Below are 13302 nucleotides of genomic sequence, written 5' to 3'. Positions count from 1 at the left end.
GATACTTTTATCTGTGGAATTTGTGATACACATGGAGGAACATTTTGGACGAGAACAATCTGGATAGTCTGTTGGATGAATTATCATCGATGGATGGAGAATTGAATGAGAATATTGATATAGATTCCGGCGTGGATGTCGATGCAGATGATATGGATGACATTTCTCTCGATGAACTGGATCATTTAGATGGCATGGATCTTGGAGATCTGGATTTCGATGATATTGATTTTGATGATGTTGATATCACGAAACTGGATGCCGGTGCCAATCCGGTCGTAAAGAAGAAGCCGCAGGAACAGGAAACGGACGATATGAGTCTGGATGCCCTGATCGAGAAGGCAAATCAGGAGAATGTGAAACCAGAACCGTCACAGGAAGAGCCGTCGGCGCAGGCGGACAATACCGATGTTTTTGGAGAAGCAGACTTGCAGATGCAGGAAGATACCGCGTTGCCAGAGGGCGTGTTCGATGATGCTTTGTTTGGTTCGATGGATATGGGAATGTCAGAAGAACCAGAACTGTCAGAGAAGGAAAAAAATCCATATACGGCAGATGAGGATGGCCTGGATGCATTGTTGCAGTCCTCTATGGCAGAAAGTTTGTTGAACGGGGATCTGGCTGATATCGAGGATATTGGCGAAAAAACGGAGGAACCGGTAAAAAAGGTGAAGCAGCCGCGGAAAAAGGCAGAGAAGAAGAAAAAAGCGGAAATCGAGGAAGAAGAGACAGAACATAAAAAGAAAACGATTTCTGAGATTCTTTTTGGTGAGCCGGATGAGGATGACTTAGAAGAGGAAGCTTTGTTCGAGGAGAAGAAAGCGAAGAAGGAAGCTGAAAAGAAGAAAAAACAGGCAGAGCGGGAAGCGAAAAAAGAAGAAAAGGACGCAGCCAAGCAGGAGATGCTTGCTGCGAAGCAGGCGAAGGATAAAGCAAAGCAGAAGGAAAAAGCCGACAAAAAACGACAAAAAGATGAAGCCTATGCGGCAGAGCTTGAAGCCGAAAAAGATCAGAAAAAGGTTTCGACACCGACCGTTATTGTTGTATTTGTTCTGTTTTTTGCACTTGCGGCAGGAGTCGTACTCGGTACGAATCAGTTTAACTATTCGCAGGTAATCAAAAAAGCGGCGAATTATTTCGAACGGCATCGATATCGTCTGGCATATGACGAAGTATCTGGCGTGGAAGTCAAAGAAAAAGATCAGGATCTGAAAGACCGTATCTATACAGTTATGTATGTAGAACGGCTCTACGAATCCTATGAGAATAACATGAAGCTTGGTAGAGCGGACAAGGCACTCGATGCGTTGCTCCGTGGTATTCAGAAATATGATGAGCATTACGATGAGGCGGTAGAACTGGATATCGTAAAAGATATTGATTCCTGCCGGGATAAGATTATAAATGCCTTGTGGAATACTTATGGTATTACTGAGGAGACGGCATACCAGATCTTAGCAATGGAAGGACAGGAATATACCAAAACCTTGTCGGAGCTTGGCGCAAAAGCGGCGGAGACAGAAACACCGACGGATGCGCAGGGACAGTAATAAATGCAACTATTGACTGTATGAATGTGACAGAGGATGAGACGATGATAGCAATTTTAGATTACGATGCAGGCAACATTAAAAGTGTAGAAAAAGCAGTGCATTATCTGGGCGAAGAAGCTGTAATCACGCGGGATAAGGATCTGATCTTATCGTGTGACAAGGTGATCCTGCCGGGCGTGGGAAGCTTCGGTGATGCGATGGGTAAGCTGCGGGAGTACAAGCTGGATCAGGTGATCTACGATGTGGTAGATGCCGGGACACCATTTCTTGGAATCTGCCTTGGCTTACAGCTTCTGTATAAGACAAGCGAGGAAAGCCCGGGAGCAACGGGACTTGGAATTTTGGACGGCGAGATTTTACGGATTCCAGATGCACCGGATCTGAAGGTGCCACAGATTGGATGGAATTCTCTCGATATCACACCGGGCGCAAAATTATTTGCCGGTGTGGAGGAACACCCATATGTATATTTTGTGCATTCGTATTACCTGAAATCGAAGGACGAAGCAGATGTTGCAGCGCGGACACACTATTCCGTGGAGATTCATGCATCTGTGGAAAAGGGAAATGTATTTGCGTGTCAGTTCCATCCGGAGAAGAGTTCGACGGTAGGACTGAAAATATTGGATAACTTTATACACTTATAAGAGACGGGGAGGAAGAGAGTATGCATACAAAGAGAATTATTCCTTGTCTGGATGTCAACAATGGCAGGGTTGTAAAGGGTATCAATTTTGTGAATTTGAAGGATGCAGGTGATCCGGTTGCTGTTGGTGCTGCTTATGATAAGGCAGGTGCGGATGAGCTTGTATTTCTGGATATTACAGCATCTTCGGATTCGAGAAATATCGTGATCGATATGGTGCGGAAGGTTGCGGAGACTGTATTTATTCCGTTTACGGTTGGCGGCGGTATCCGTACAGTTGATGATTTTAAGGCGATTTTACGTGAGGGCGCCGATAAGATCAGTATCAATTCCTCTGCTATCAATACACCACGGCTGATCAGTGATGCTGCAGACAAGTTTGGCAGCCAGTGTGTGGTCGTTGCGATTGATGCGAGAAGAAGAGAAGATGGAAGCGGCTGGAATGTGTTCAAGAACGGTGGACGTGTCGATACCGGACTTGATGCAATCGAGTGGGCGATGCAGGCAGATAAGATGGGCGCAGGAGAGATCCTGCTTACGAGTATGGACTGTGATGGAACAAAGGCAGGCTACGACGTGGAGCTGACCAGACTGATTGCCGAAAATGTATCCGTTCCGGTAATTGCGTCCGGCGGTGCAGGAACGAAGGAGCACTTCTATGATGCACTGACAGAGGGAAAAGCAGACGCAGCACTTGCAGCATCCCTGTTCCACTACAAGGAGCTGGAGATCATGGATCTCAAAGCATATCTGGCGGAGCGTGGAATTCCGATGCGTATGTAGCGATATACGACGGTGGAAGAAGGACTTAAAACATGATAACACTCATTGAAAATGATATTTCTCTGGAAGAGTATCTGACACTTCGGGAGAAAGTTGGCTGGAAGAAACTGACAGACAAGCAGGCGGCACATGCCCTTGCGAATTGTCTGTATAAAGTAAAAGCGGTCGATGCGGACGGACAGGTCGTTGGTATGGGACGTGTCGTTGGAGACGGTGCCGTGGTCTGTTATATTCAGGATCTGATCGTGATTCCACAGGTGCAGGCACAGGGCATTGGCTCGCAGATTATACAGAAATTAAAAGCGTATGTGGAATCTCTGCGGGAAGAGGAAAGCACGATGATGCTATGTCTGATGTGTGCCAAGGGCAGAGAGCCATTTTATGAAAAACATGGATTTATGCAGCGACCGACCGATGCACTTGGACCGGGTATGATTCAGTATCTGACAGAAAAATAAAGAATAAAACAAAAAATCCTCCCATCCGGGAGGTTTTTTGCTTTCTATCGAACTATGAGATTACTCAGCAAGATATGGCTTTAACGCTGCCATGATATCTTCTGTATCCTTATCTGTATGTACATTTAAGTCGATTGGCTTGGAAATATCCAAACTGAAAATACCCATGATAGACTTTGCATCGATAACATAACGACCAGATACTAAGTCAAACTCAGCATTAAAACCGCTGATGTCATTTACAAAGCTCTTTACCTTATCGATAGAGTTGAGAGAAATTTTAACCTTTAACATATAGAAACCTCCTTGTATATTATGAAAGCGAAAAATAATCTCAAAAATATATCTTTCGCACTTTTTTTATCTATGTTACTATAATAAAAGTTTACACTATAAAAGTCAAGAATCAGCAGGAGAAATTTGCGTAAAATGTATGTGAATATTTTAAATAAAAAAGTAGCAGTTTGCACACTTGGATGCAAGGTGAATCAATATGAGTCAGACAGTATGATGGATATTTTGAAGAAAAATGGATGCGAGATTGTACCATTTTCACAGTTTGCAGATGTGTATATCGTCAATACGTGTTCGGTCACGAATATGGCGGAGCGAAAGTCGAGACAGATGCTGCACCGCGCGAAAAAGAAGAACCCGGAGGCGGTCATTGTGGCAGCCGGATGCTATGTGCAGGCAGCCGAGGAAGCGTTGGCAAAGGATCTAGGCATCGATATTCTGATCGGAAACAACTGCAAGAAGGATGTTGCCCGTATCTTAAGTGAATATTATGAGGATACGTCCATGCATGAGGTTGTGATCGACATCAATCACACGAACGAATATGAGGAAATGACGCTCGTAAAGCCGAACGAGCGATGCCGTGCCTATGTCAAGGTGCAGGACGGCTGTAATAATTTCTGCACGTATTGTATCATCCCATATACACGTGGCAGAATCCGCAGCCGGAAGCTTGCGGATGTCGTGCGGGAGGTAGAAGGGCTGGCAGTAGAAGGCGTACAGGAAGTCGTGATTACAGGAATCAATTTATCTTCCTATGAGGATGAGGATGGTGCATCGCTGCTGATGCTGTTACAGGCAGTTGCCAAAGTGAATGGTATTAAGCGTATCCGGATGGGATCGCTGGAGCCGCGTGTGATCACAGAGGAATTCCTGGATGGTATCACAGCGCTTGATAAGGTGTGTCCGCATTTCCATCTGTCATTGCAGAGTGCCTGCAATGAGACGTTAAAGCGGATGAACCGGAAATATACAATCGAAGAATATATGGAAAAATGCGAGATGATCCGCAAGGCATATGATCGTCCGGCGATCGCGACAGATGTGATTGTAGGATTCCCGGGGGAAACCGAGGAGGAATTTGCAACAACGGTGGCAAATCTGGAGAAGCTGAATCTCTATGAGATGCATGTATTTAAATATTCAAAGCGGAGCGGCACGATCGCAGCGACAATGGAGCATCAGGTGAGCGATGCAGTGAAGGAGAAGCGAAGCAATGTGCTGTTAGAGCTGACGGCGAACCAGAAGGCAGCATTTGAAGCACAGTTTTCCGGAGAGCTGCTTCCGGTGCTGATGGAGGAGTATGACTGTATCGACAAGGATGGAAAGCCGGCGTATGTCATGAAGGGACACACAGATCGTTATATCCTTGTGAAGCAGGAGACGACAAGAGAAGTCTGCGAGCAGAGTGTCAATACATTCGTGGATATTTTGTACCGGCCGGAGAAGTCGAAATAAGGATGTTGGATCATGGCATATGGACGTATATCTTTACGAAAATATGCCATGAATTAAAAAAAATTAAAAAAATTAAAAAAAGTTGTTGACAACATGTTATATATTTGTTATAGTAACAAAGGTTTCAAGATGGTTCGTTGGTCAAGCGGCTAAGACGTCGCCCTCTCACGGCGAAAACAGGGGTTCGATTCCCCTACGAACTGCTTTTAAAAGGATACAGATTGTATCCTTTTTTTTTCGCGATTTTCCCTTTCATAAGAAAAGAATCACTTGAAGAAAATGCCTCCGTGAGATATACTATACTACATATGATACAGAAGAAAGGGGTTAGTAATATGGCTGTATGTGAATCATGTGGAGCAAGGGTGCAGGATGGAATTACGATCTGTCCGGAATGTGGGCGCCCGGTGGTGAAGATGAAGACAAGTCTTGGGCTGAAAGGTGAGAACGGAAAGAAGCCGGTACAGCAAAGGGCATATACACCAACCGATGATTATGGTGACATCTATGATGGGAACAGTATCGGGGGAACAGATCCTGTCAAGATTACGAAGGAAGACGTAAAGGAATACAAAGAGCTGAACAAGAAACAGGGCGGCGGAAGCGGCGTCGGCAAAGTGTTTGGCACGATCTTCAAGTTCATCATATTTGCAGCAATCGTATTTGGTATTTATATGTTTGTGACAAAGGTTGTGTTAAAGCCGAACGGACCGGAGACTTATGAGGATGCAGTCAAAGCATTCCAGACAGCGGTCAATGAGGATGACAGTGAGAAATTACAGGCATTAGTACCGGAATACATAACAGCAAACAAAGCCTTGGTTGAGGAAATCTTACCATATGTGCAGGAGACAAACTACACATCGATCAAGATTATTGATACATCCATCTGGGGCACTTCTGAGGTAAATGCATTCAACGACAAGATCCAGCTGGAGCATGGTAAGACTGCAGATGCAAGAGAGGGTGTTACCCTGAAGCTTGGACTGCGTGGAACGATGAAGGATCGCAATGGCGTGAAGAGACAGTATCTGGAAGTAAATATTGATTTCATCAAGATCAAAGGCGTCTGGTATCCGGATATCGAAGAGGTACAGGATCAGTTGTTTAAACAGGATTAAGAAAAAGCCGGGAGCGAAAAACTTCCGGCTTATTTTTTTGACGGAGGAGTACATGGCGTTACAGTTTATCCTTGGCCCAAGCGGGGCAGGAAAATCAGAATATATTTACGAGGACATTATACGTCGGACAATGCAGGATGAGCGGGAAAATGTGATCGTGCTTGTCCCGGAACAGTATTCGCTGGAGATTCAACGAAAGCTTGTGCAGAAGCATCCGCGCGGCGGCAGCTTCCAGATTGACGTCATCGGGTTTAATCGGCTGGCATATCGGATATTTGATGAGCTGCATATCAAGCCGAAGAAAGTGCTGGAGGATTTCGGAAAATCTATGTTGCTGCGAAAGGCAGCACAGGAGCACAAAGAAGAGCTGTCTCTGTATGCCGGAAGTCTGGATAAGGCAGGATTTATCGACGAGGCAAAATCGTTGATGTCAGAGATCTACCAGTATGATATTCCACGGGAACGGCTGTGGGAGGCGTTACAGAAGCTGGACGATTCGGAGGAGGCACGTGTGCTTGCGAGAAAGCTGCAGGACATGCTGGTAATTTTCGATGCGTTTGAGGAGAAGAAAGGGCAGTCTTTTATCGTAGCAGAACAGATGCTGGAACTCCTGACCGCGGCAGCGGAACAATCGGAGATGATTGCAGGCAGTGAGATCGTATTAGATGGATTTACCGGATTTACACCGATTCAGTTGAATCTGATTTCCGTGTTGCTGCGCCGGGCGAAAAAAGTGACGATCGTATTGACGATTGACGCGGCAACCTATGAGAAAAAGCACGTGGCAGAGCACGAACTGTTTGCACTTACGAAGCAGACAATCGAGCATTTGCTGCTTACTGCCGAGCAGGCACATGTGGTTGTGAAACCGGCATTGCTCTTAGGAAAGGATGGCTGTAAACGGTGGAGCAAGGGACATCCGCTGGCACATCTGGAGCAGAATCTGTTCCGCTATCCGTACCGTGTCGGGAAAGACGAGGAACAGGCGATTACGATTACGGCGTATGATACGCCGGCGCAGGAGCTGACCGACGTTGCAGAACAGATTCGTACCCTTGTGATGGAGCAGGGCTATCGTTACCGGGATATTGCGATCGTGAGTGGAAATCTGGAGGAGACGGCGGAATTTGCGAAGCGGATATTGCCGCAATATGAGATTCCATATTTTATTGATATGACGATGCCGGTGAAGAATCATCCATGTGTGGATGCGCTTATGCATGTGCTTCGAATCGTCGATGAGAATTTCAGTTATGACAGTGTGTTTGCGTTCTTAAAATCCGGAGTTGTAAAGTCGTTGGAACAATCGGAGATCGAGATGCTGGAAAACTACGTGCTGGCGCGTGGACGAAAGGGAATCCGGAGCTGGAGCCAGCCATTTCTAAACGGCGAGGATGACACCGTGGATGAGCTGCGGCAGGTTGTGATGGAAATATTGCAGCCATTTTACAAGGCAGTCTCCGGTGGAAAAAAGAAGATTTCCGTGTTTGTCGAAGCCATCTATGCGCTTATGGAGACGCTTTCGATGGAGACGCAGTTTGAAGATGCCGGACTGTATGAGAAGGTGCGGCAGATCTTTGATAAGATGGTGGAGATCATGCCGGAGGACACGGTCAATGTACAGGAGTTTGAGGAACTGTTTGCCGTAGGAATGAAGGATGTCACACTTGGTATGGTGCCACCGACACTGGATATGCTCGTAGTCGGCGATATCACGCGAACCAGACTGGGTGATATCCGGGCGCTGTTTATCGTGGGTGTAAATGACGGCGTCATTCCGAAACGTGCCAGACGCAGTCAGATCATCAATGACCGCGAGAAAGAACGACTGGGTGCATTTGGTATCCATATGGCGCCGACAGAGCGGGTGAACAGCTACACCGAACAGTTTTACCTGTATCAGAACATGACGAAGCCAAAGGATTGTCTGCATTTATCCTATGTGTGTATGAGTGCCACGAATGAGACAATGCGACCATCTTATATATTAGACCGGATTCGAAGAATTTTTCCGGACAAGAAGGAATTACAGGGACAGCGGATGGAGAACCGGATCGTGACAGACAAATCCGGGCTGGAGGTTTTAATCATAGGAATCCGGGAATTGCTCGAGGGTAATCACAGCCACGAGAAAGAGACACTGCAGTTATATAAGCTGTATCTGAAGCATGGAGATGCCTGGACACTCGAACGGATGAAACAGGCGATGCAGTACCGGAATCTGCCGGAGAAGCTGGCGGAACAGGTCACACAGCTGATCCGGTTACAGGATATGGCGATGTCCGTATCGAAGCTGGAACAGTATGCAAGCTGTGCGTATGCATTTTTCCTTCGATACATTCTACGGTTAGAGGAGCGGCAGATTCATGGTATCGACAACCGGAACGTCGGTATGATCCTGCACGGTGCGATGGAGCAGATGTTTTGCTATGTGCGGGATCAGAAGGACAATGCATGGGAGACACTGTCCGAGCAGGAGCGGGATGCGAAGACAGAGGAATTCGTGAATGAAAACTTTGCGAAGGAATACGCCGGACAGGAGCTGGATGCCGGACAGTATGAAGTGCTACGGAAGAGTTTGATCCGAATCGGAAAACGGACCGTGCAGAAGCTGCAGGCGATGATGGATTCGTCTTACAAACCGCGGTATTTTGAGTATGCATTCCGAAAAAAACTGCAGGTTGGAGATGAACAGTTGTCCTTAGTTGGCGTGGTGGACCGCGGAGATTTGTATGTGAATGAAGCAGAGCAGACGATTTCCCTGCGTGTGATCGATTACAAATCCGGGGCACATGAGTTTGATCTTGGTGATCTATACGAGGGACTGGAACTGCAGCTTGCAATCTATACAGATGTGATGCGTGAACTGGTCGATCAGGAGTGGAATAAAAACCGCGCGGAGACAGAACGCTATAAGATTGTGACGGATAGTATGTATTATTATCATATGCAGGATCCATATGTGCAGGCGGAAAATGAGACAGAGGCGGAGGAAGCACGGGAGAAGCAGCTGACATACAAAGGACTGGCACGGGATGACGCGGAGGAATTTGACACAGTGCTTGCCTATGCCGAGTACAAGGCATCTGCACTTGTCACGCAGATGAAATCGGGAGTGATCGACAAAAATCCGATGCGGGAGTCCAACAAGACCGCGTGCGATAACTGCGCATACAAAGATGTGTGCCGGTTTGATGAAAAATACGGAAACAACCGTTATCACTACACAAAGCACAGCGCAAAGGAGAAGGAACAGTTATTGGAGGAGATGCATAGCGTATGCCATGGACAGAAAAACAAGAACAGGTAATTACAGAGAGAGACAAGACAATTCTTGTATCGGCAGCCGCAGGCTCCGGTAAGACGGCAACGCTCGTGGAACGTATCTACCAGAAGATGATTGATCCGGAGCATCCGGTCGATATCACGTCTTTTCTGGTCGTGACTTTTACTAAGGCGGCAGCGGCGCAGATGAAAGAGAAGCTTTTGAAAAAGCTGGAGGAAGCACAGGAACAGTATCCGGAATCGGAGCACATTGCAAAGCAGAACATGTTGATCCAGAGTGCGGATATCACGACGATCGATAGTTTCTGCCTGAATATCGTAAAGGAGTATTTCAGTTATCTGAATCTGGACCCGGCGGTTGGAATCGGAGATCCGGGTATGCTGGAAATGTTGAAATATGATGTAATGACCGCGCTTTTTGAGGAAAAGTATGCACAGCTGCAGGAACAGGGCGATACAGAATTTGGGCGCCTGCTGGAGGTGTTCTGTGATGGAAAACGGGACGAAAATCTCAAAGATGTGTTAGACAAGATCTATCGGCAGATCACAAGTTTTCCAGCACCGGAGCGGTTTTTAGAGGAAGCGAGAATGGGACTGCAGATTGACACGGCGGAGGATTTAAACCATGCACCGTGGATGCAGGCGATGCTTGATATCCTGCATAAAAAGGCGGCGGCAGCCGTACAGCTTGCAGAGCGGTGCCTTGCGATCTGCGAGGAGGCGGATGGACCGGAGCAGTACCGGGAGCAGATCGAATCGGATATCGAGAAGCTGCAGGCAATCGGGCAGGCGGACAGTTATGCTGCGATGAAGGGGGCAATCGAGAGTAAATGGGCGACGCTTTCGAGAAAGAAGTTTACCGGAGACAAAGAATTACAGGAAGCCTGTAAGACGCTCCGCAAGGAATATAAGGATGAATTTGACAGCAAAAAGCTTGACAGCTTTAAGCAGTCGGAAGCACAGATCTTAGAAGATATGCAGCTGTTAAAAACATATCTGCTTCCGTTACTCTCCCTGACTGAGGAATTCATGACGCGGTTTATGGAAGAAAAGCAGAAAAGGAAGATGCTGGAGTTCTCGGATATCTCACATATGGCATACCAGCTTGTGTGTGCCGGCTATGATGAGGATGGTACAGCAGTTCCAACAGAAATCGGAAAGACGATTGCAAACCGGTATGAGGAAATCTATATTGACGAGTATCAGGACAGCAATTATCTGCAGGAGGATATTCTGACTGCAGTATCGGGCAAATCCCGCGACGTGCATAATATGTTCATGGTGGGCGATGTGAAACAGAGTATCTACCGTTTCCGTATGGCGCGTCCAGAGATATTTGTCAAAAAATATAACCGATATCAGGCGGAAGGAAACGATATTAAGATCGAACTGAATCATAATTTCCGTTCCCGTGCGGTTGTGCTGCGCGCAATCAATTATTTCTTCTATCAGTTGATGGGAAGCGATTTAGGTGGTATCACATATGATGAGAAACAGGCACTTGTACCGGGCAAGCAGTTTCCGGAGCCACCGGAGGGCGTCCATATTGCCGAGGATGTGGAACTGTTGTTTGCTGATGTAGATGATACCGGGGATTTGAGCGAGGAGCAGCTTCGCCAGTATGGATCTCCGGAGAAAGATACGGTGGAGGGCTATATGATCGCGAACCGGATTCGATCGCTGATGCAGCCGGATACCGGCATGCAGGTCTATGACGAGGAAGAAGAATGTTACCGCCCGGTTCGGTATAAGGATATTGTGATACTGGCAAGAAGCCTGAAGGATTATGGCGATGTGATCTACAATGCGCTCACGGCACAGGGGATTCCGGTATATCTTGAAAAGTCCAAGGGATATTTTCAGGCAGTGGAGATACAGGTTATCATGGCGATGCTTTCCGTGGTTGACAACAGCCGGCAGGACATTCCACTTTCGGCAGTGCTGTTGTCGCCGATCGGTGGCTTGAATGAGTCAGAACTTGCGCAGATATGTGCTGCGGTGCGGAATGCCGTATCTGAAAAATTGTGTCTGTACGATATCTGTGAATATTATGCAGAGGATCAGGCAGATACAGAACTTGGCGGAAAAGTCAGACGCCTGCTTGATCTGATCGAAGATCTAAAAGAGAAAAAACAGCATTTATCAGTATCGGATCTCATCTGGGAGCTGTTGGAGCAGACGGGATATTATGAATACGTGACAGCAATGCCGGCAGGCGATATCCGCAAATCCAATGTCGATATGCTGTTGCAAAAGGCAGTGCAGTTTGAAAATGGATATTACAAAGGATTGTTTCATTTCTTGCGCTATGTCGATAAGCTGAAGCTGATGGAAAAGGATGAGGGCGAAGCAAGCGTGCTGAGCGAGGATGCGGATGTTGTGCGGATTATGAGTATCCACAAGAGTAAGGGACTTGAATATCCGGTCGTGTTTGTCGCAGGGATGGGACGGCAGTTTAACCGGATGGAGTTAAAGGATAATGTGCAGGTGCATCCGGACTATTATCTGGCTGCAATGGCGATGCACATAAAAGGACGGTATAAACATAATACTGCGATTCGGAGCATCTATGCGGCACTCGAGGATGCGGAGATGATGGCAGAGAATCTGCGGGTGCTCTATGTGGCGATGACGCGTGCGAAGGAAAAGCTGATCCTTACAGGTGCAATACGCGGTGCGGACCGTCTGCTTGCAAAATATGCCTATGTAGAAGATATGGAGCCGTTGCTGCTTCCGTATAATGTCCGCAAAAATGCCGACAGCTATGCGAAGCATCTGCTTGCCTGTATGGTGCGTTATAACCGGCTGGCGGCAGCCTGCAAGGTGCAGGGGAAGATTCGTATGGAGATTTGCAACCAGGAGGAAATTCTGACAGCGATGATTCCGATGGAGCTTCACAAACGGTTACAGTTAGAAGACATCCGCCGTATGGCGGAGCAGGCAGAGGAAGATGTATTCTATGCGAAAAACGAGGCGAGTGTATCCTATGTATATCCACATATGCCGATGACGACCCTGGGAGCGAAGCTGTCAATCTCGGATATTAAGAAGATGAAAGCCTATGATGGAAAAGGGTATGATATCAATACGGAATTTGCCCTTCCGGATACTGCGGAGCAGGAAATAGAAAAAAACCTTCCGAAACGAGCACAGTCTGCAGGAAAAACAGGCACACTTACCGGTGCGGAGCGTGGTACGATCGTTCATAAATTTATGGAAATGCTGCCATTTGAAGCGGTGGATACAGACGGAGATCTGGATGCGTATATCGCACAGCAAAAGGCGGCATTGCTTGCGCGGGGCATTTTCGAGGAGCGGGAACTTGTGGCAATCCGGGAAGCCAAAATCAGGAAGATGTTGCAATCTACGCTTGGATGCCGTATGATAGAAGCTGCGCGCTTGGGCAATCTGTACAAGGAACGGCAGTTTTCTGCGGGTATTCCGGCATCGGAGGTGTATGATGTCACGGAGCCGGATGTACTAGTTGTACAGGGAATTATTGATGCATACTTTTATGAGGATGACGACGTGGTGGTCATGGATTATAAGACCGATGCCGCAGACGAGGAGACTCTGGTTGGCAGATACCGGGCACAGCTTGCCTCGTATGCAGAGGTGCTGGAACGATTGACAGGAAAAAAGGTGAAGGAGCAGGTGATCTATTCCTTCCACTTAGATAAAATGATTCGATTATGAGGTGATAG

General features: G+C 47.1%; 9 protein-coding genes and 1 tRNA gene. 9 read left to right on the top strand and 1 reads right to left on the bottom strand.

Translation table 11 applies throughout. The annotated features are described in order from the left end of the window. Window positions 1-44 precede the first annotated feature (44 nt). The 4 genes from AAAT93_RS07785 to AAAT93_RS07770 are packed head-to-tail and all read left to right on the top strand — an operon-like array spanning window position 45 to window position 3440. Entirely contained in the window at window positions 45-1550 is a 1506-nt protein-coding gene (locus AAAT93_RS07785; RefSeq protein WP_021984989.1) for a hypothetical protein, read from the top strand. Between the two features lie 44 nt (window positions 1551-1594). Continuing rightward, window positions 1595-2200 carry an imidazole glycerol phosphate synthase subunit HisH gene (hisH, locus tag AAAT93_RS07780; RefSeq protein WP_021984988.1) on the top strand — a complete coding sequence of 202 codons (606 nt, stop codon included), beginning with the start codon at window positions 1595-1597 and terminating at the stop codon, window positions 2198-2200. 20 nt (window positions 2201-2220) lie between these two features. Next, window positions 2221-2982: an imidazole glycerol phosphate synthase subunit HisF gene (hisF, locus tag AAAT93_RS07775; protein WP_021984987.1), complete on the top strand. Its 762-nt coding sequence runs from the start codon at window positions 2221-2223 to the stop codon at window positions 2980-2982. A 32-nt stretch (window positions 2983-3014) separates the two neighbouring features. Continuing rightward, window positions 3015-3440 carry a GNAT family N-acetyltransferase gene (locus tag AAAT93_RS07770; RefSeq protein ID WP_117780984.1) on the top strand — a complete coding sequence of 142 codons (426 nt, stop codon included), beginning with the start codon at window positions 3015-3017 and terminating at the stop codon, window positions 3438-3440. A 60-nt stretch (window positions 3441-3500) separates the two neighbouring features. Here the strand turns inward: AAAT93_RS07770 and AAAT93_RS07765 are convergent, their stop codons facing one another. After that, window positions 3501-3734: an HPr family phosphocarrier protein gene (locus tag AAAT93_RS07765; protein WP_021984985.1), complete on the bottom strand. Its 234-nt coding sequence runs from the start codon at window positions 3732-3734 to the stop codon at window positions 3501-3503. A gap of 135 nt (window positions 3735-3869) precedes the next feature. On the opposite strand from AAAT93_RS07765, the gene mtaB reads away from it, so the two are divergent. The 5 genes from mtaB to addA all read left to right on the top strand — a co-directional run bounded on the left by mtaB (window position 3870) and on the right by addA (window position 13294). After that, window positions 3870-5192 (top strand): tRNA (N(6)-L-threonylcarbamoyladenosine(37)-C(2))-methylthiotransferase MtaB, encoded by a 1323-nt coding sequence (gene mtaB, locus AAAT93_RS07760; protein ID WP_118734010.1) that lies wholly within the window; start codon window positions 3870-3872, stop codon window positions 5190-5192. 131 nt (window positions 5193-5323) lie between these two features. Beyond that, a tRNA-Glu gene (locus AAAT93_RS07755) sits at window positions 5324-5395 on the top strand. 132 nt (window positions 5396-5527) lie between these two features. Further along, complete coding sequence (locus tag AAAT93_RS07750) at window positions 5528-6313, top strand: zinc ribbon domain-containing protein (RefSeq protein ID WP_021984983.1); 786 nt, start codon at window positions 5528-5530, stop codon at window positions 6311-6313. A gap of 52 nt (window positions 6314-6365) precedes the next feature. Beyond that, on the top strand, window positions 6366-9623 hold the full coding sequence (locus AAAT93_RS07745) for a PD-(D/E)XK nuclease family protein (protein WP_227572906.1): 3258 nt from the start codon (window positions 6366-6368) through the stop codon (window positions 9621-9623). Then, complete coding sequence (gene addA, locus AAAT93_RS07740; protein WP_227572905.1) at window positions 9593-13294, top strand: helicase-exonuclease AddAB subunit AddA; 3702 nt, start codon at window positions 9593-9595, stop codon at window positions 13292-13294. Before AAAT93_RS07745 ends, addA begins: the two co-directional genes overlap by 31 nt. The last annotated feature ends 8 nt before the right edge of the window (window positions 13295-13302 follow it).

Source organism: Coprococcus hominis (ex Arizal et al. 2022), assembly GCF_040094675.1.
In the GTDB taxonomy this organism is placed as follows: Bacteria; Bacillota; Clostridia; order Lachnospirales; family Lachnospiraceae; genus Coprococcus_C; species Coprococcus_C hominis.
The sequence above is the reverse complement of the archived record's forward strand: the minus strand, read 5'-3'. Positions and strand labels throughout refer to the sequence as shown.